Below are 19,258 nucleotides of genomic sequence, written 5' to 3' on the forward strand. Positions count from 1 at the left end.
GACGACGCAGTCCTGGCCCAGCTCGGCATCCGAGCCGAACTCTCCCGGAAAATGGGCACGTTCGGAAACTTCGCGATCTCCTTCAGCGTGATCTGCATCCTGGCCGGAGGCATGAGCCTGTTCGGCTTCGGCCTGGACCACGGCGGCCCTGCGGTCATGCTGGGCAGCTGGATCGTCATCGGCTTCATGACGCTGCTGGTCGGTCTGTCCCTGGCCGAAGTCGTCTCCGCCTACCCCACCAGCGGCGGCCCGTACTTCATGGCCGACAAGCTCGGCGGCCCCCGCTGGGGCTGGACGACCGGATGGCTCAACCTGCTCGGCCTGCTCGGCGCGATCGCCGGGATCGACTACGGCGCCGCGACGTTCATCGGCGCCTTCGTTCAGATGCAGTGGGACATCGCGCCGACCGGGAGCATGACGATGGCCGTCTTCGGCTGCATCCTGCTGCTGCACGGCCTGCTGAACGTCTGCGGCGTGCGCCTGGTCACCGTCCTGAACTCGATCTCGGTGTGGTGGCAGCTGCTGGGCGTCGCGACCATAGTCGCCGCGCTCACCCTCGCCCCGGCCAAGCACCAGTCCGCCCAGTTCGTGTTCACCCACTTCCACAACGACAGCGGCATCACCAACCCGCTGTACGTCTGTCTCATCGGCGCCCTGCTGGCCGGCTACACCTTCTGCGGCTACGACGCCAGCTCCCACGTCGCCGAGGAAACCACTCAGGCACAGACCTCGGCGCCGCGCGGGATCGTGCACGCCATCGCCGTCTCCTGGATCGCCGGGTTCATCCTGCTGGCGGGGATGCTGTTCGCCATCCAGGACTACACGGCCACCCAGAACACCGCCACCGGTGTCCCACCGGCCCAGATCTTCATCGACGTCCTCGGCGCCGGCGGCGCCAAGACGCTGCTGCTGATCGTCATCGTGGCCATGCTGTTCTGCGGCAACGCCGAGGTCGCCGCCGCGAGCCGAATGATCTACGCCTTCTCCCGCAGCCGCGCCCTGCCCCGCTGGCAGCTCTTTCGGAGCGTCAGCAGCCGCACCAAGACCCCCGTCCCGGCTGTGTGGCTCGCGGTGGTCCTCCCGTTCCTGCTGGCTCTGCCCGCCCTGTGGTCGCCTGCTGCCTACGGAGCCATCACCGCCATCAACGCGGTCGGCATGATCCCGACCTACGGCATCCCCGTCTTCCTCGCCCTGCGCAAGGGCGAGCACTACATATCCGGCCCGTGGACGCTGGGCCGCTGGCGGCGCCCGATCGGCTACATCGCCGTGGTCTACGTGGTCGTCATCACCGTGGTCTTCTGCCTGCCGCAGTCCGCCCCGATCACCGCCGAGTCCCTCAACTACGCCGGCATCACGCTGGCCATCGCGCTGCTGCTGGCCTGGCTGACGTGGATCACCCGCGGCCGCCGCGACTACCAGCTCACGACACACACCACCGCCGCCGATCGGGCCAGCATGGACGAGGTCGTCTGATGACCGATAAGGAACAGCCCGCCGACGCCGAGCCCTGGCCTGCGGGACTGGTTTCACCGCGCGAGTTGAGGGGCTATGTCGAACGCGGGGAGATCACGACGGTCCAACTGGCCGTGCCGGACATGCAGGGCCGCCCCAAGGGCAAGATCCTGTCCGCGCCTGTCTTCGTGGACCGGATGGACTCCCCAGCGGAGATGTGCGCTTACGTCCTGGCCACCGACATCAACATGACCCCGCTCGACGGGTTCGACCTCACCGGCTGGGATCAGGGCTACGGCGACCTCGGCGTGAAGGCGGACCCGGCCAGTATCCGACTGCTGCCCCACCAACCCGGAACCGCCCTCGTCATGGGGGACGCCTTCCACCACAACGGCACCCCCGTCGAGGTCGCCCCGCGGTACATCCTGCGCACCCAGCTGGAGCGGCTGGCCGACCTCGGCTACCACATGGCGCTGGGCACGGAAGCGGAATTCCTGCTCCACCAGGGCACCGCCGAGGACGCGCACCAGGCCGGATATCACGGCCTGCGCCCAGCCTGGCCCCACAACCTCGACTACGCCTTGATGTATCCCCCGCAGGCCGCCGACTTCTTCCACCACCTCCACGACGTCCTCCAGGAAGCCGGCATCCCGGTCGAGGCGATCAAAACCGAGGGCGCGGCAGGACAGGTTGAACTGACCTTTGTCTACGGGGACGTGATGGCGGCGTGCGACGCCTACACCGCCTTCCGGCTGATCACCCACGACCTCGCCCAGCGCCGCGGCACAACACCCAACTTCATGGCGGCCCCCTCCACTGGTGTGGGCAACGGGCTGCACCTGCACCTGTCGCTGTGGTCCGCCCACGGCAACGTCTTCACCTACCACCGCAGTGACGACCTGCCCCCGGTGATGGAGCGGGCCATCGCCGGGCTGCTCTCCGCGATGCCGCACCTTGCCCCGCTGTACGCGCCCACCGTCAACTCCTACAAGCGGTACGCCCCGCACACCTTCGCCCCCGCCCGCTACACCTGGGGCTTCGACAACCGCGGCTGCGCCGTCCGGGTCACCGGCGTCGGAGAGAACGCGCACCTAGAAGTCCGCCTGCCCGGCGCCAACGCCAACCTGTACCTGGCCGTCGCCGCAGCCTGCGCCGCCATCATGCACGGACTCCAGGACCATCCCGACCTTCCCCCGCCGTGCGCCGGCGACCCGTACGCGGCCGACGACGCCACCCCGGTTCCCGCCGACCTCACCGAAGCCGTACGAGGCTTCGACGGCAACAAGATCGTGCTCGACGCGTTCGGGGAGAACGTCGTGCGCCACTACGTCCGGGCGGCCCAGGCGGACATCGCCTGGCACCGCTCCCAAGTCACCGACGTGGAGCGGGAGTACGGGATCGGGCGGGCCTGATGCAGGTCCTCGACGAGCACCTCACCGGTCTCAGCGACCACCACGCCGTGGCGTCGTCTTCTCGCGAGCCGCCATGAGCGAGGCCCTCCGCCGCCGTATACCCGCCCGTGCTCCGCACGACCTAACCGCCTCAAGGAGCAACCCCCTTTGCCGCACCCCGCACCATCCCGCCGCGCCGTGCCCCCTATGCCGGCTGTCACGCGCTGGGACCGCATCACCGACGTAGTGCTCGACCTGCTGTTCGAGCTGACCCAGCAAGCCGTCCGCTTCGGGGCCGCCGCCGACTCGTGGAGCCAGTTGGCCGTCTACGACGTCGACGACTTCGCCCCCTTCACCATGGAAGCAGTTGCATGAAGACGCGCTCCCGGCCCAGGAAGATCGGCATTCCGTCCTGGCAACAGCACCTGCAAGACCTACCTGTCTACACGCCAGGCATACGGCTCACCCGCGATGACCGTGCTCGGTATGCGAAGGCGGTCGTCGACGCCCGCCGCGCAGGAGGCTCCCAGCAGCGCATTGCCTCCTTCCTGGGCTGCTCCTCCGCTCTCGTACGACGGCTCCTCGACCTCGGGGAAGGCCTGGACGAAGCGGGCGAGGCCCACCGGGTGGAAACCTTCCTGCGGGCCGGCATAGCCGACGGCACCTATCAGGTTGGTGACGTGCTCCCTTCACCGGCGCGGCTGTGCGTGCAACTTCGTGTCGGCGACGAGTCCGTGCGTCGAGCTCTGGCCCGACTGGCCCATGCGGGGCTCACCCTCGGCGTCTCCGCTCTCGGGACCGTGGTCACGAACCCCGACGACCCGCCGTCTGGATCCACCCTCCAGGTGCGCACGCGATCGGGGCAGATACAGACCTGGACCCTGCCGATGACCCAATCCCCGCACATCCGGGCCGTGATAACGGCCCGGATCAAAGACGGCACCTATCCGGAAGGCAGCAGGATCCCCGGTACGAAGGCGCTCACCGAGGAATTCGGCACCACGGAAGGCACGCTCAAGTCTGCGCTCAGGCCGCTGAAGAAACAGGGGATTCTCAGTGGTACGCGGCAGGAGGGGACGTTCGTCCATTCCTCTGCCCGCAGCCTTCTCGGAAGAGCCGAGTCGAACGGCACTCCCCCCGGGAGGGCTTAACAAACGGTCGCCCCTGGGACCGCTCTCTTCGCGCCGGTCTCCAGAAGGCGGCGTAGGACACCGACCCCGGGAAAAGCGGCCCCGACTCATTCCAAGATCGGGGCACGGCCCCTGGGGCCGGTGGCCGGGAAGATCCGTTCGACGTAGCGGCCTCCATACGCTCGCGAGCACGCGCCCGGCTGAACTGCCCAAGCAAGTACACACCGAACAGATGGAGTTGACATGAGTCCACGCATCGAGCGCAGCACCAAGGCAACCCAGCCGACCGCTGCCACGGCGGACAGCTTCGACCTCGACGTCACCCTCGTCGAGGTCGCCGACGTCGCCGGCCTGGTCAACCTGACGGACGACGGCTGCGGCGAGACCTGCGGCGCCTGCACCACCAACGTGGCCTGACCCAAGGCACGCATCAGTACAGGCCGGTGCCTTCGCACCTCGCACAGCGAGGGCACCGGCCCCCCTTCTGGATCACGGAGGTTGTGATGGCTTCGAGCACCGGCTACCGCGCCGGTAAGACGGCTCTTGTCCGTGCAGTTGCCCGGCCGGAGCTTCCTCTTTCTCCGTGCCCTGACCTTGATGACCCTTCTGCCCAAGGTGCAGCTACGCGGCTGGCGTGGCTGCGGGAGGTGTGGTCCGACGAGGACCTTGTCGAGGCCCTGGAGCACGCCAGCCCTGTGCTCGCCTTCCAGGTTCGTACCCTGTGCTCGTCCGGTAATCCGGCCACGCGTGACGTACGCCGCGCCGTCGCCTCCGTCGCCCGCTATCTGCTGCGGGCCGAGCATCGGGCGACTCCCTTCGGCTTGTTCGCCGGGGTGACGACCGCGGCTTTCGGGTCCCGGGCGGCCACAGTGTGGGGTGCGGAGCATGTGGCGATCGGTCGGGCGAGCGCCGAGTGGTTGGTGGCCGTCATCGAGCGGCTGGAGTCGTGCCCGGATCTACTTGGGCGTCTGCCGGTGGTGCTGAACAGCGCCGTCACGCAACGCGGGGATCGACTCGTCGTGCCGTACAAGCCCAACACCCATGACAACCCGCGGCACGCGGTCGAGGCGTCCATCGGCTTGTCCGCGCCGGTGCGCCTGATCCTGGATGCCGCACGGTCACCGATCCGCGTCGGTGACCTGGCCGACAAGCTGATCTCCGAGTTCCCCCACGCAGGGGCGGAGCCGGCGCTGCGGCTCGTGCAGGAGTTGATGCGACACCAGGTTCTGATCTCCAGCCTGCACGCGCCGAGCACCGAGACCGACGCGCTGGAGTACCTGCTGCGCAGCCTCGACGCGGTTCACGCCGAGACCGTGGCACCGGTCGCTGCCACAGCCGGAGAACTCAGCGCGGTGCAGGCCGACTTGCGAACCTGCGGCTCCCGTAGCGGCCGGGCTGGCGTGGCGGCGCGGATGCGGGCCCTGGTTCCCGGCGTTCGCCGCCATCCGCTCGCTCTTGATCTCCGGCTCGACGCCCACGTCGCTCTGCCTGAGTCGGTCGCCCGCGAGATCGAGCGCGCTGCCTGGGCGATGACCCGGGTCAGCCCCCTCCCGTACGGGACCGAAGCGTGGAAGGCGTACCAGCGGCGGTTCTACGAGCGATACGGCATCGGCACGATGGTGCCTCTCAAGGAAGTTCTGGCCGACAGCGGCACCGGTTTCCCAGACGGGTACCCCGGCACGACAGCAGATGTGCGCCGACGCCGGACCTCCGCGCGAGACGACACCTTGGTCGCCCTGGCGCAGGCCGCCGCGCTGGACGGCCGAGATGAAGTGGTCCTCACCGATGAACTGATCTCCGCGATGGATATCGGGCCCGAGCAGCCCCGGGTTCCGCCGCACGTGGAGATCGGTGTCCGCGTGCACGCAGCCAGCGTCGGCGACTTGCAGAGCGGCCGGTTCAGGCTGGAGATCCTCAGCGTGTCCCGGGGCGTCGGCGTCACCTCGGGCAGATTCCTCAGAGTGCTCGCCCCAGCGACCCGTACCGCCCTGGCGACGGAGCTGGCCGACCTGCCAGCGGCGGACGACACAACCGTGCCGGCCCAGCTGTCCTTTCCACCGCTGTTGCCGACGAGCGCCCACGTCACCCGCACCCCACAGGTCCTGCCCACCGTGATCAGCGTTCAGGAACACCGCACTCCCGACGACCGTGTCCTCACGCCCGACGACCTTGCGGTGGCGTGCGACGGCCGCCGTATGTACCTGGCCGCCCCCCAGCGTGGGCACCGAATCGAAGCCGTCGGCATGCACGCGCTGAACCTCGCGACGCACACCCCGCCACTGGTGCGATTTCTCACCGAGCTGTCCCGCGCTCAGTGCGCCCAGGTCACTGTGTTCGACTGGGGCGCGGCCTCGGCCATGCCGTTCCTGCCCCGACTGCGCTACGGGCGTGCCGTGCTCGCCCCCGCGCGGTGGCGAATAGAACCCGCAGAGCTGCCCGGACGCAACCACCCGCAGAGCGATTGGGACGCGGGGCTGGAGGACTGGCGGATCCGACGGCGAATGGCGCAACGGGTCTTCCTCGCCGAGGACGACCGTCGCCTGCTCCTCGACCTGGACCAGGCCGGGCACCGCTGCCTGCTGCGCCAGCACCTGAACCGTGCACGACCCGCGCACCTCGTCGAAGCCCCGACCCGCGACGCATACGGATGGTGCGGCGATCGCGCCCACGAGGTAATCGTGCCGCTCAAGGCGACGCGGCCACCAGCATGGCCGCCGCTGCCCGCCCCCGCCTCATCACGCGCACTGTCCCCGGCACAGACACAGACCCCGGGCGTCTCCTCCTTGCTGCTCGCCACCCTGTACGGCGACGTACGGCGCCAGGACCTCCTGCTGGCCCAGCACATCCCCGACCTGATGAACCAACTCGGCGCTCCACCCTGGTGGTTCATCCGCTTCCGAGATCCTGACCAACACCTGCGCATGAGGATCGCCCTGCCCGACCCCGCTGCCTTCGTCAGGGCCGTCCGCACGATCAGCACCTGGGCCGACGAACTGCGCACTAATGGGCTGCTGTCGGACCTGCGTTACCCCACCTCCTACCGAGAGATGGGCCGTTGGGGCTCCGGAACCGCCTGGGACGCCGCCGAGGAGGTGTTCCGGGCCGACTCGCGCGCCGTCGTCACCCAGCTCCGCCAGCCACAGCGTCCCCACCAGCGCACCCTGGTCGCCGCTCACAGCATCGCCATCGCCAGCGCGTTCCTCGGCAGCACCGAGGCCGCCATGAGCTGGCTGATCAACCACATTCCGCGCACGGCGCCTGCATCGGTTCCCCGCGCTCAACTGAAGGAAACAGTCGCACTGTCCGACCCGTCCTGCGACTGGGCGGCCTTGCGTAGTACGCCCGGGGGACAGGACATCGTGCAGACGTGGGCCGACCGGGAGGCGGCCTTGGCGGCCTACCGAGCCCACATCCCCGGGCCGGACACCCAGGGCATCGCGGAAGACGACGTCCTCTCCTCGCTGCTACACGTCCACTTCGTACGCCACGTCGCGGTCGACTTCCCCGAGGAAGCGGTCTGCCTGCACCTCATACGCGCCGCCGCCATGGCCTGGATGTCCCGGAGGACACGGTAACCGACCCGATCACGCTCAAGGTGGCCGAAGCCGTCGCCGATCTGCTGGCCGACCCGGCTACTGACCTGCCGGGCCCAAACGGCGCACCCTCACGCCAGCACCTCGCGTACGGCCCGACCGGGCTCGCTCTGTTGCACATCGAGCGGGCCGCGGCCGGCCTGGGCCCATGGCATCGCGCCCACGACTGGCTCGACGCAGCCGCAGAGTCCCCCTTCACCAGCGGCTCCGACAGCCACCCCTTCTACGGGGCGCCCGCCCTGGCACATGCCATGGCCTGCGCTGCCGACCACGCGGCCGGCGCCTTCCAGCGCGCCCTGAGCCTGATCGAGAGCCAACTGGCCATGGACGTCCGCCGCAGGCTGGACGCCGCGCACCGCCGCATCGACGCCGGAGGCCTGCCGCAACTGGCTGAGTTCGACACGATTCGGGGCCTGACCGGCTACGGGGCCTACTTCCTGCGCCGCGACCCTGCCGGTGCCGAAGTGCGCGCCATCCTCGACTACTGCGTACGCCTCACCCGACCGGTCACGCACAACGGCGAGATCCTGCCCGGCTGGTGGACACCGACCGGCCCCTCCGGGCGTCCGGACCGCCGGTTCCTGGACGGACACGGCAACACCGGCATGGCACACGGAATCGGCGGGGTCCTCGCCCTCCTGGCGCTCGCGGCCTATCGAAGCATCACCGTTGATGATCACCATGAAGCCCTTCGGACCATCCTGGCCTGGCTCGACCGATGGCAAGAGGAATCCAACCGGGGCCCCATCTGGTCGTACTGGATCACGCGAGACGAACTGCGGACCGGTCTCCTCGAACCATCCGCGCCCCGGCGACCGTCATGGTGCTACGGCACCGCGGGACTGGCCCGCGCCCAGCAACTTGCCGCCCTCGCCCTCGGCGACACCGGCCGCCAGGTCGATGCCGAGAACGCACTCGTGGGCGCCCTCACCGACCCCGCCCAGCTCAAAGCCACCACGGACAACGGCTTGTGCCACGGCTTCGCTGGTCTCGCCCACATCGCCGCCCGTACCGCCGAGGACGCGCACCCCTCGACCGCAGGTCTCCTGCGCGCGGCGATCCCCGCCCTCCTGACCCTCCTCTGCCCGCCAGGCACTGATCCGGACGACGCCGCCACGGCGATCGTCAACGAAGCCGGGCGCGGCTTCCTCAACGGCGCCGCCGGCATCGCCCTGGCGCTCCTGGTCCCCGCGACCGAGGCTCCGCCCCGCACCTCCTGGGACGCCTGCCTGCTCATTTCCTGACCTCACTCACCGAAGGACCACCGCCATGCGCCGGGCCCCCTGGCACCAGTACAACATCACCTTCACCGACCGCGAGATCGGCAAGCGCGCCATCGCCGAACGCATCGGCCCCACCCTTCGCGCGGCAGAAGGAGACGGCCAGCTCACCGGCTGGTGGTTCATGAACAAACAGCCCTGGCCGCTGCGATACCGGGCGCCCGAACCGTCCCCGCTCGTCGAGCTGTTGCTGAGCGACCTCGTCGACGACGGCACGGCAGCGTCGTGTGTCCGGGGAATCTACGAATCGGAGACGGACGCCTTCGGCGGTCCACAGGCCATGGACGCCGCCCACGACCTGTTCCACCACGACTGCCGACACCTTCTCATCTACCAGCCCCGCCCTGGACGGCTGGGCGGCCGGGAGATGGCCGTCCTCCTGATCAGCGTCCTGATGCGGGCCGCCCGCCTCGACTGGTTCGAGCAAGGGGACGTCTGGGCGAAGGCCGCCGCCCTCAGGCCAGCTGCCCACCCGCTCGTCCTCGAACGGGCGACAACTCTGATTCCGTCCATGCACAAGCTTATGACGGTCGACGCCCACGGTTTGTGCCGCCCGAGCGGGCCGCTCGAAGGACAAGTCGGATGGGTTGCCGCCTTCGAGCAGGCCGGGGCAACCCTCGCCCATCTTGCCGCCGGCGGTCATCTCACCCGCGGTCTGCGAGCCGTCATCGCACACCACCTGATCTTCCACGCCAACCGCGTCGGTCTCCCGTCCGGAGACCAGAGCACCCTGTTCAACATCGCAAGAGAGGCAGTCATGGGATCGAGTGACAACACCGCGCCGTCCGCCGCGGGCACGTCCGAAACCACTAGCGTCGGGGCGGTGAACACCGACACGATCACCACTCCCGACGCCGAGGCCACCCGGCTCCGCAACGCCCTGGTCGACCAAATCCGCACATCGGGATATGCCCGTACCGCCGCCGTCGAGACCGCGCTGCGCACCGTCCCCCGGCACCTGTTCGTGCCCGACGCCTCTCTCGAAGACGCCTACGCCAACGTGCCGGTCAACATCAAGTACGACACCGACGGCACGACGATCTCCTGCGCCTCCCAGCCCGGAATCGTCGCGCTCATGCTCGACCAGCTGGAGGCTCAGCCCGGCGAACGCATTCTCGAACTCGGCGCGGGCACTGGTTACAACGCGGGCCTGATCGCCCACCTGGTCGGCGAGAACGGTCACGTCACCACCATCGACGTGGACGACGACCTTGTGGAAGGAGCCCGAGCGCACCTCGCGGCCGCCGGGTTCACCAACGTTCATGCCCTGACCCGTGACGGAGCCGTCGGCCATGCCGAGGGCGCTCCCTACGACAGGATCATCGCCACTGTCGGCGCCCACGGCGTCCCGCACGCCTGGTTGCAGCAACTCGCTCCCAAGGGGCGGCTCGTCGTGCCCCAGCGCCTCAAAGGCAGCGTGTCCCGGTCCATCGGCTACGAGCAGCAGGACGGCCGCTGGACAAGCGTCAGCAGCAAGATGAACACCTTCATGCCGCTACGGCGGGGCATCGCGGACGATGATCGCCGCGTCGTTCCGCTCAGCACGGACGGCACCGTACGGCTCCAGGCCCCCGCCGGCCAGAACATCGACGCCGACGCCCTTGCCGGAGTACTGGAGCTGCCGCGCATCGAGGAATGGACCGGGATGACGGTCCAGGCCATGGAGTCACCGGAGTGGATGGAGCTGTTCGTCTCCTGCTCCCTGCCCAGCGGCCTGATCCGGATGCTGTTCCCGAAGGAAGCCAAGAGGACCGTCCTCACCGAGGACCCCTACCCCTCGTCCACCGCGGCGGTCGACAAGGGCGCTCTCACCTACCTCGCCCGCCGTCTGTCGGACCGGAAGGCCCCCGAGGGCGGCAAGCTCTGGGAGTTCGGCGTCATCGGCCACGGTCTCGGTAGTGACGAGCTGGCCGCGAAGGTCGCTGAAGCGATCCGCACGTGGGACCGCGAGTACCGCGATCGCGAGGCCACCTTCGAGATTCACCCACTCGAGGTTCCCGTGATCGAGCAGCGCCCTGGCCTCTTCGCTCTCGACACACCGCTCAACCGCATCGTCGTCGACTGGCGCTGACAACGGCCCGTACAGACAACTGCCCATGCAGAAAGGGGCGGTGTCCGTCGGCCATGTCGACGTGCGCGGCCCCGGCCCGTTCACTCATCGTGTCAACGTTGCCCGAGGGGACCATGGATCCGAACGGCCCAATAGCAGGACGCTTTCCGCTGATTGCACGATTCCGGCCCGCCTGCCTTCCGCTGCCCGATCGGGTACGGTCCGTGACCGAACTGGCCGCAAGAGCCGCGGAGCGGAGCGACCAGGGACTGGCCTCCACCGTTTTCAACCAGACGGCGCTCATCGCCTCCGACCTCGGTCTTCCGGATCTCGCCCGAGCGATGTGCCACCGGCACGCTGCGGCCTACCTGAGTTCCTGCCCGCTCCCCGCCATGGGCGCCATCCGCGCCCTGGAGCCCCTGGTCAACCTCGCCCGCTTGCAGATCCGCGCTGGCCGAACCGACGAGGGCCGTCAGCGGCTGCTGGACCTGTACGAAGCTGTCGGTGCCGCCACCGCAGTATCCTTCGATGGCATCACCGTGCCGGCTGACCTAACCTGCACCGAGGACGACCGACGAGAGGTACGGGCATGGCTGTGGCGCGTTGTTCTGGCTGACGGCACGCGCAGCCTCACCACTACAGGGCGATGGTCCGAGGCGCTGGCCCACATCGAGCAACACCGGGGCGTGGGCACCAGGATGCTGGACGGGCGCCAAGTCGCCGTCATCGCGGCTCTCACCTCTGGCCAGACCCGCCCCGTTGAGGAACTGCTCGCAGCTACGGCACCGGGAGAGCCGTGGGAACAGGCCGTCACTGAATGCCTGATGACGCTGTGTCTCCGCGACGCGTCCAAACCAGTCGAAGACGCCTTGACGTCCTTGACGAACACCTACCTGAACCATGAGACGAAGGCGGGTATGACAGTCTTCGACGTCCGTCTCGGGCTCACCGTCATGGACGCCGTCGGATCAGCTGAGCATCCTGGGGCTCGCCATCTCATCGACGATCTGTGTCGGCGAACAACGGAAGCGCGCAACGGATACGCGGCCCGCGAGATCCTGGCCCACCCTCTGTTCGACGCGCTCGCGAAGGACACTCAGTCGCAGGACTGCGAGGACCTGCTTCGGAGCTGCGCGCTCGACTCGGGAATGCTTCCAGAAGGGCTGTACCGAGACCTCGCAGCCGCTCTGGATGCCGGTGAGATGGTGCTTAGTAACTCATTGAAAGAAGCAAACGAGCTGGGCAACTTCACGGCGTGAGGACAGCTGTCGTCCTGTGTCGTTGATTCCTTGAGTGATCGACAGCGAACATGGGTGGGCAGGCCAACACCCATGAGGAGCAGGACGGTCAGCGACATTGCGGCGAGCAGCCAGGCGAAGGCACGGGAGGCGCGTAGACCGTAGCCGGACAGCAGCCAGTAGCCCACTGCAGGCGGCGTTCGCCCTTCGTAGTGCCGGTGTGGTCGTGGCGGCGCATCTCGCATTCGCCGTAGTAGAAGTCCGCGGCGCCAGGTTCGTTCTTGCCGTCCTCGAAGGCTTTGCGGAGCTGCCGGTAGAGGCGGCGACATCCTCGGGATCGGGAGTGAAGCCGGGGTCGGGGTGCCGTGGACCGGGATGCCGCTGGCGTGGCGAGAGGGAGAGGAATGGGGAGGGCGCGTGCAAGCCGGCGGTCTGCGCGCGCCAGTGGTGTTCTTCGGCGAGGGTGCGCCGGCGTGTCCACCGCCTCAGCCGCTTTCCGTGGCGGTGCCAGCCGGTGGGTGGCGGCGCGAAGATGGTGCGACCTTCCAGGCGGAGCTGGTCAAGGTGGTGGGCTCCAGAGAACAGACATTCGGTCAGATCGGTGTCGGTCAGGACGAGATGGGCGGCGTCCATCCCCTGTATCGAGACCACGCGCACCCAGTCGGGCCACTTGACAGCAAGCTCTCATCCATGGGATTCCCATGCGGTGTAAATGGTTCAGGTGTTGAGTGGCGTTAACGGTCTGAACTGGGCTCTGGCACAGATCTTGTGGAGCGGTCGCTGAGCGTTACTACGGTGTTCGAATGTGGAGGGTTGCTTCCCCGTGAGACCGCGTGCGCCGTGCCCCCGAACAACGGTTGCTGACGCTCCGTCAAGTCGGTGCGGAACTCCGCGCTCCGGGGCGGTCGCCAGCGACGGTGCCGGTCATGCAGACCGACGCGCTGTTCTGGAAGACGCTCGTGTTCGACGGGGTCGACGAGGTGGACGTCGAGAAGGTGACCGCCGCCTTCGGGACGATCGACATCGTGGCCAAAGGCCGCACTACGGGTGCGACCTGCCCTGACTGCGGCCGCCCCTCAGAACGCGTGCACGGCTCCTACCAGCGCAGACTGCGGGATCTGCCGCTCGGTGAGCGGAGCGTCGTGATCCTGCTGAAGGTCCGGCGCTTCGTCTGTGAGGCAAGGACATGTCCGCGCCGCACGTTCGTCGAATCGTTCGCGTGGCTGACCTGCCCGTACGCGCGTTTCACCACCCGGCTCGGCCGTCTCCTGGAGCACATCGGTCTCGCACTTGCCGGACGGGCCGGCGCCCGGATGGCGGCCCAACTGGGCCTTGATGCCGGGCGGATGACGCTTCTGCGCAGGGTGATGGCCTTGCCGGATCCGCAGTTCAACACGCCGCAGGCGGTCGGGGTCGACGATTTCGCCACCCGCCGTGGCCACTCGTACGCCACCGTGATCACGGATGGTGAACGCCACCACCCCATCGATGTGCTGCCCGGCCGCGAGGCCGCGCCGCTGGCGGCCTGGCTGAGGGCGCATCCAGGAGTAGAAGTGATCTGCAGGGACCGTGCGGGGGCGTATGCCGAGGGTGCCGCGCTTGGCGCCCCGGACGCACTGCAGGTCGCGGACCGGTTCCATATTCTCCAGAACCTCAACCAGGCCGTCGAGAAGTGCGTCGCGGCTCATCGCGACTGCCTGCGTACCGTCGTCCCACCACCCGATCCTGCGACCACCGACGCACAGATCGCCGAGATCGAGATGCTCGCCACTGCGGTGCCCGCCGGCCGCAGGGCCGAGCGGATGCGGGCCCATCATGCCCTGGTCCACGGCCTGTTGAAGGAGGGAATGGGGCTGCGGGCCATCGCCCGCCATCTCGGCTGGGGACGGCACACCGTCCAGCGATACGCACGGGCCGCCCGCTGGCAGGACATGGTCACCGGGCGCCGAACCCGTTCCAGCCACCTCGACGTGCACCAGTTCTACCTGCAACGGCGCATCGACGACACCTACGGCGTGATCACCATCAAGGATCTGCGAGAGGAACTCGCCGCGCGAGGCCACCGAGTGCCCTACAGCAGCTTGCGAGACTGGGCCCGCAGCCGCTTGGAGTGGCCCGATGCACCCGCGCCGACCGCTGCGGCACCGTCGGTGCGCACGGTCGTCGGCTGGATCACCCGCCACCCCGACACCCTCACGGAAGACGAAACCAGCCAGCTCAAGGCCGTCCTCCCCTCTCTGTCAAAGTGACTCAAGCCAGGCATACTGGATGATTCATTGAGTCGAGGGCGGAGAAGGAGTAGTGCCCGGGTGGCCAGCACGAATGACCACGGGACCCCTGATCCGCAGGTAGAAGCCCGTTCGACCGGTCCGCGCCGGTATACCGCGGAGTACAAGGCGAGGATCCTCGCGGAGTACGAGACGTTGGACAAGAAGGGCAAGGGCGCTCTGCTGCGGCGAGAGGGCCTGTACTCGTCGCTGATCACGACGTGGCGCCAGCAGCGGGACAAGGGTGCCCTGGACGCACTCGCCGCGCCGGCCGGACGGCCGAAGGCGGACCCCAGGGACAAGGAGATCGAGAAGCTCAAGGCGGAGAAAACCCGTCTGGAAGCCGACCTCTCGAAGGCCCGCACCGTCATCGAGGTCCAGGGAAAACTCTCCGCGCTGCTCGACCAGTTCGCCACGGACAGCGCCCCGACCCGGAACGGCGAGAAGAACCAGTGACCGAAGCCCAGCTCGCGGCCGTGGCGTTCAACACCGCCCGCAACCAGGCCCTTGAAGAACTCACCGGGCTGGTCGGACGCGTCCAGGCATGCGCCGCTCTCGGCGTGAGCCGTGCCACCTACTACCGCCAACACCGCCGAAGCCCCGCCCCGGCCAAGCCGCGGCGGGAACGGCGCCGACACGCCCGTGCTCTCGCACCCGAGGAGGAGATACGGGTCCTCGACGTGCTCCATTCCCCGGAGTTCGCCGACATGGCGCCCGCCGAGATCTACGCGGTGCTCCTGGACCGGGGTGTCTACCTGTGCTCGGAGTCGACGATGTACCGGCTCCTGCGACGTCACGGCGAGGTCCTTGAACGCCGCCGCCAGGCCGTCCACCCACCCCGGACCGTTCCCGAACTGGTCGCCGAGGGCCCGAACCGGGTATGGAGTTGGGACATCACGAAGCTGAAGGGGCCGGTCAAGGGCGTCTACTACTGCCTCTACACGATCATCGACATCTTCAGCCGCTACACGGTCGGCTGGATGATCGCCTCCCACGAGAACAAGGACCTCGCCGAGCGGTTCCTGTCCGAGTCGATCGCCAAGTACGGCATCGAACCAGGGCAGTTGACGATTCACTCGGACCGCGGGGCCCCGATGGTCGCGCAGAACGTTGCCCAGATGATGGCCGGTCTCGGCGTCACCAAGTCGCATTCGCGGCCGAAGACGTCGAACGACAACCCGTACAGCGAGAGCCAGTACAAGACCCTGAAATACCGGCACGACTTTCCCGAGCGTTTCGGATCCCTCGAGGACGCCCGGGCGTGGTGCACCCAGTTCTTCACCTGGTACAACGAGGAGCATCGGCACTCCGGGATCGGCCTGCACACGCCCTACGACGTGCACTTCGGTCTCGCCGAGCAGCTCCGCGAGATGCGTGCCGACGTCCTCCAGACGGTCTACGCGAAGCACCCCGAACGCTTCGTCCGCAAACCACCCGAGCCTCCCAAGCTCCCCGCAGCGGCTTGGATCAACCAGCCGACACCAGACGGCCCGCTGATCCCAGCACAGCGTTAGAACGATCTACCTGCCTTGATCGCTTTGACAGGTTCCGCTCGATGCCTGTCCCGAGCTGGATCAAACCCACCAACTCGTACGCGCCTTCACTCAGATGCTCGCCCGGCGCACTGGCGCCGACCTGCCGGACTGGATCGGCACCGCCCGCGCCGCACGGCTGCCAGGGATGACCGGCTTCGCTCACGGACTCACCACCGATCTCGAAGCCGTGATCGCCGGACTCACCGTGCACTGGAGCTCCGGCGGCACAGAAGGTGCCGTGAACCGCATCAAGAAGATCAAGAGGCAGCTCTATGGCCGTGTCGGATTCGAACTCCTCCGCAAGATGATCCTGCTCCAATAGCGTCTCACCACAGGCTCTGCAGCCAACGCTGGCCACGCCAGCGACTGCGACGGGCTGAGAAGATCGACGGGAACGTCAGATTCCCTCGCGACCGAGACGGACAGGAATGTCGAAGAGACTGCCTATAGAGCGGGCCCAGGAGTGGCTTCGACATGAGCTGAGCCCTGGACAACAACCTCTCGCCGAACTGGGCGTGGACGAGGTGTGGCTGAGGTTCGTGCGCTTCGGCTCACAACGCTTCGACGTCGCGAACACTCCCGACGCGGATGGCCTGCTCTGCCAGTACGGAACCCACGCCTTCGATGGGCCGCCTGCCTTCACCCTGGACTTTGCCCGCCAGTTCGAGGTCAACGGTGCCTCAGGCGAGCATGATCATTACATCCAGCTCCACTGCGAACTCCGGTACGAACCCGTCCTTCAACTTCGGGCGCTGGGGCACTTTGAGTCCTGGTTCTTCCACGACACGGACGAGGAACTCGACGGCTGGGCCGACGGCCTCAGGCTTCACGAATTCTGGACGATCGTCCGCAACTTCCGTCCCACGGAAATCAGGGTCTACCAGGAACAGGTGTGAGCACAGCCGCGAATCCGACCTGCCCTGTGACGCTCAGCGACCGCTCCACAAGATCTGTGCCAGAGCCCTGAACTGGCCCCGCTTTTCCGGCCCGAACTGGCCCCACTTCGGGGTTGGTGCGGCGATTGTTCCGGCTTGAAGTGGCTCCGGCTTCTGGTCTGCTCCGGCCACACCTTCACCGGGACGGCTATGCTGGGCGACTCGCTGTGGGAGAGAATGCTGGGCATGACGACTTGAAGAGCACCGGCCGGGCGGCAGCACTGGCGCAAGGTCGGGATCTGGGACACGGTCTCCGACGGGTACTGTCGGATCTGTGCCGCCTGCAAAACGCCCGTCCGCTCGTACCAGTACCGCTTCTATCCGCCCGAGTCCTCTATGTTCGAGCGGTGCATCGGACTCGCCTGGTGTTCCAGTTGCCGGATCTACTCCGGCAACATGGTGCGCGTCCCGCGAAGTCGGGTCCTGGTCGACGCCCTCGCCTCGCTTTCCCGTGAGCAACGGGAGAGGCTTGCACGTTCGGAAACAGGGCTGATTGAGTTCCTGGACCGCCAGGCCCGAGGCAGCAGAGATTAGATTCCACCGGCCAGCTGGCCTCTGGGCTACTTCTTCGTCTGCTGCTGCCTGGCCTTGGTCTGGGCGAGGCGGTAGGACTCGGTGCTGGTCTCGATGATGGCGCCGTTGAAGGTGAACCGGTCGACGATGGCTGCGCAGAGCCTGGGGTCGGTGAACGTCTTGGTCCAGCCTCCGAACGATTCGTTCGAGGCGATGGCCACACTGTTCTTTTCCTCCCGCTCGGTCAAAACCTGGAACAGCACCTCGGCGCCGCGGCGGTCAAGTTGCATGTGTTGGGTCGGGGACGGGACGCCGTGCACCGTTTCCGGTGCCGGTTTTCCCGTCCCCGCCCGCCGAACCGGCCGTGCCCGTTGGCCGAGCATCCGGCTCTCCACGTGATCCGCTGGATCAGGCGAGGTATTCGCTGACCTGGCCGACGAAGGCCACGTCGTCGTGGTTCGTCCGGCGGAAGCGTGCTCCGTCGGGATCGACCTCGTCGATGTTGTAGGGCGTGCTGATCTGCGCTCCACGAAACGTGTATCGCTGGACCCGCATCTTCGCCGGGTTGTAGAGGACGATTCCGCCCGCGGTGATGCGGTCCGCCCCGTAGTAGCGGTGCCGCAGCTGTTTCCAGGTCAGGTGGGGGTGCTTGTAGCGGATCCAGATCACCGGCGGGGAACCGCTCATCGACCCGGACTTCTCCGCCTCGTACCGACTCGCGCATGAGCTGGGCATGCAGCTGGAGGTCCTGTCGAACGGCTCCCGGCTGCACAAGGACCACGTCCTGACCCTGCTGCACCGGTATCCGCCGACCAAGCTGACGCTCAGCGTGTACGGTGCGACGGCGCAGACATACGACGCGGTGACGCGGCGCCTTCGGCCGCTTCCGGGCCGGCCTGGAGAAGGCTGTCGACGCCGGGTTGAACATCGACCTCAGCCTGATCATCGTGAAGGGCAACGCGCACGAGGCCGACGCGATGAGGGGCTGGGCGGAGCAGCTCGGCGTGCCGTACCGCGAATACGCGAACATCTCACCGACGATCCACCGCACCGCGGAACTGCTGCCCTCTCAGTCACCGCAATACCTCACGAACCGGGCCCCGTTCACGGGCTGCCCGGCCGGCGTGACCTTCTTCCACGCCGACCCGTTCGGGCGGGCGTCGATCTGCAAGGTCGGCCGCGAACCGAACATCGACCTGATCGCCGAAGGCGTGGAAGGTCTGGCCCGGCTCGGCGAGACCGCCGAGTCTCTCCTGCTTCGCACCGGAGGATGCAGCGGCTGCACGCTGTCCGGCACGTGCCGGGTGTGCAGGCCGATGGCGAAAGTCTTCCAGGAGGCGAAGGCACCACTGGAGCACTACTGCCAACACGGAACGAGGTAAAGATGACTGCCGTCATGATCGAGCTCACACCCAAGCCGGAGCCCGCCGTCCAGGACCCGGACACGATCGTCCTGATCGACGACATCGAGACGCTGACCGCGGGCACCGTCCCGGGCTGCGGCGACGACAATCCGTACAACTGACCTGCCGTGCTGGGGTCGTGCCACGCACGCACGGCCCCAGCCGTTGCCTCTTGGAGGGTTCATGCCCACCCAGCGTCTGACCGGGCTGCCGGACGTAGTGTTGCGGTTGATCGAGAAGGCCAGCGGTCCCGTCGCTGACGTCGTGCCAGTGAACGCGGGCCGTAACAGCGTCATCGCCGCCCGCGTACGGACCGAAACCTGTCAAAGCGATCAAGGCAGGTAGATCGTTCTAACGCTGTGCTGGGATCAGCGGGGGGAGTGTAAATCTAACGGCGGATCCGACGATCATGGGAGAGACGTCAAGTGACTGATACCGCCGTGGAGTTGGAGACTGTGGAGCCTGTCGAGA

The 19,258-nt window shown here is 67.6% G+C and carries 15 protein-coding genes and 4 pseudogenes; 15 read left to right on the top strand and 4 right to left on the bottom strand.

Annotation, left to right across the window (positions count from 1 at the left end; genetic code table 11):
* The first annotated feature begins 51 nt into the window (after window positions 1-51).
* The 3 genes from ACWC09_RS44650 (at window position 52) to ACWC09_RS44660 (ending at window position 3,218) form a co-directional block, all read left to right on the top strand.
* Window positions 52-1,473 carry an amino acid permease gene (locus ACWC09_RS44650; RefSeq protein ID WP_450857060.1) on the top strand — a complete coding sequence of 474 codons (1,422 nt, stop codon included), beginning with the start codon at window positions 52-54 and terminating at the stop codon, window positions 1,471-1,473.
* Complete coding sequence (locus ACWC09_RS44655; RefSeq protein ID WP_450857061.1) at window positions 1,473-2,864, top strand: glutamine synthetase family protein; 1,392 nt, start codon at window positions 1,473-1,475, stop codon at window positions 2,862-2,864. The genes ACWC09_RS44650 and ACWC09_RS44655 overlap by 1 nt, the downstream gene beginning before the upstream one ends.
* Before the next feature lie 186 nt (window positions 2,865-3,050).
* On the top strand, window positions 3,051-3,218 hold the full coding sequence (locus tag ACWC09_RS44660) for a hypothetical protein (RefSeq protein WP_450857062.1): 168 nt from the start codon (window positions 3,051-3,053) through the stop codon (window positions 3,216-3,218).
* A 59-nt stretch (window positions 3,219-3,277) separates the two neighbouring features.
* Here ACWC09_RS44660 and ACWC09_RS44665 read toward each other — a convergent pair whose 3' ends face one another.
* The gene (locus ACWC09_RS44665; protein WP_450857063.1) at window positions 3,278-3,466 is read right to left on the bottom strand and encodes a hypothetical protein; all 189 of its coding nucleotides are present in this window, start codon (window positions 3,464-3,466) and stop codon (window positions 3,278-3,280) included.
* A 3-nt stretch (window positions 3,467-3,469) separates the two neighbouring features.
* Between ACWC09_RS44665 and ACWC09_RS44670 the strand changes: the two genes are divergently transcribed.
* From ACWC09_RS44670 to ACWC09_RS44695, 6 genes are all read left to right on the top strand, one after another.
* Window positions 3,470-3,994, top strand: a complete 525-nt coding sequence (locus ACWC09_RS44670; RefSeq protein WP_450857064.1) for a GntR family transcriptional regulator — start codon at window positions 3,470-3,472, stop codon at window positions 3,992-3,994.
* A 222-nt stretch (window positions 3,995-4,216) separates the two neighbouring features.
* A complete protein-coding gene (locus tag ACWC09_RS44675) occupies window positions 4,217-4,390 on the top strand; it encodes an FxLD family lanthipeptide (protein ID WP_450857065.1) in 174 nt (57 codons plus the stop codon).
* A 212-nt stretch (window positions 4,391-4,602) separates the two neighbouring features.
* Window positions 4,603-7,548, top strand: coding sequence for a lantibiotic dehydratase (locus tag ACWC09_RS44680; RefSeq protein ID WP_450857077.1), 2,946 nt, complete (start codon window positions 4,603-4,605; stop codon window positions 7,546-7,548).
* Complete coding sequence (locus tag ACWC09_RS44685) at window positions 7,524-8,810, top strand: lanthionine synthetase C family protein (RefSeq protein WP_450857078.1); 1,287 nt, start codon at window positions 7,524-7,526, stop codon at window positions 8,808-8,810. The genes ACWC09_RS44680 and ACWC09_RS44685 overlap by 25 nt, the downstream gene beginning before the upstream one ends.
* A 25-nt stretch (window positions 8,811-8,835) precedes the next feature.
* Window positions 8,836-10,917, top strand: coding sequence for a methyltransferase, FxLD system (gene fxlM, locus ACWC09_RS44690; protein WP_450857066.1), 2,082 nt, complete (start codon window positions 8,836-8,838; stop codon window positions 10,915-10,917).
* A gap of 113 nt (window positions 10,918-11,030) precedes the next feature.
* A complete protein-coding gene (locus ACWC09_RS44695) occupies window positions 11,031-12,155 on the top strand; it encodes a hypothetical protein (protein ID WP_450857067.1) in 1,125 nt (374 codons plus the stop codon).
* Between the two features lie 56 nt (window positions 12,156-12,211).
* Here the strand turns inward: ACWC09_RS44695 and ACWC09_RS44700 are convergent.
* Window positions 12,212-12,800: pseudogene (locus ACWC09_RS44700) on the bottom strand (pentapeptide repeat-containing protein); the annotation flags it as partial.
* 260 nt (window positions 12,801-13,060) lie between these two features.
* Here ACWC09_RS44700 and ACWC09_RS44705 point away from each other — a divergent pair.
* From ACWC09_RS44705 to ACWC09_RS44720, 4 genes and pseudogenes are all read left to right on the top strand, one after another.
* Window positions 13,061-14,383: an ISL3 family transposase gene (locus ACWC09_RS44705; protein ID WP_450857068.1), complete on the top strand. Its 1,323-nt coding sequence runs from the start codon at window positions 13,061-13,063 to the stop codon at window positions 14,381-14,383.
* Between the two features lie 60 nt (window positions 14,384-14,443).
* A pseudogene (locus tag ACWC09_RS44710) lies at window positions 14,444-15,915 on the top strand (IS3 family transposase).
* A gap of 52 nt (window positions 15,916-15,967) precedes the next feature.
* Window positions 15,968-16,258: pseudogene (locus ACWC09_RS44715) on the top strand (transposase); the annotation flags it as partial.
* A gap of 193 nt (window positions 16,259-16,451) precedes the next feature.
* Window positions 16,452-16,832, top strand: coding sequence for a hypothetical protein (locus ACWC09_RS44720; protein WP_450857070.1), 381 nt, complete (start codon window positions 16,452-16,454; stop codon window positions 16,830-16,832).
* A 599-nt stretch (window positions 16,833-17,431) separates the two neighbouring features.
* Here the strand turns inward: ACWC09_RS44720 and ACWC09_RS44725 are convergent.
* Both ACWC09_RS44725 and ACWC09_RS44730 read right to left on the bottom strand, forming a co-directional pair.
* Window positions 17,432-17,677: pseudogene (locus ACWC09_RS44725) on the bottom strand (ATP-binding protein); the annotation flags it as partial.
* Between the two features lie 115 nt (window positions 17,678-17,792).
* Complete coding sequence (locus ACWC09_RS44730) at window positions 17,793-18,119, bottom strand: hypothetical protein (RefSeq protein WP_450857071.1); 327 nt, start codon at window positions 18,117-18,119, stop codon at window positions 17,793-17,795.
* Window positions 18,120-18,304: 185 nt separating this feature from the next.
* On the opposite strand from ACWC09_RS44730, the gene ACWC09_RS44735 reads away from it, so the two are divergent.
* Window positions 18,305-18,766, top strand: coding sequence for a hypothetical protein (locus ACWC09_RS44735; RefSeq protein ID WP_450857073.1), 462 nt, complete (start codon window positions 18,305-18,307; stop codon window positions 18,764-18,766).
* Between the two features lie 2 nt (window positions 18,767-18,768).
* Window positions 18,769-18,909, top strand: coding sequence for a hypothetical protein (locus tag ACWC09_RS44740; protein WP_450857075.1), 141 nt, complete (start codon window positions 18,769-18,771; stop codon window positions 18,907-18,909).
* The last annotated feature ends 349 nt before the right edge of the window (window positions 18,910-19,258 follow it).

This window comes from Streptomyces sp. NPDC001617 (assembly GCF_053596855.1).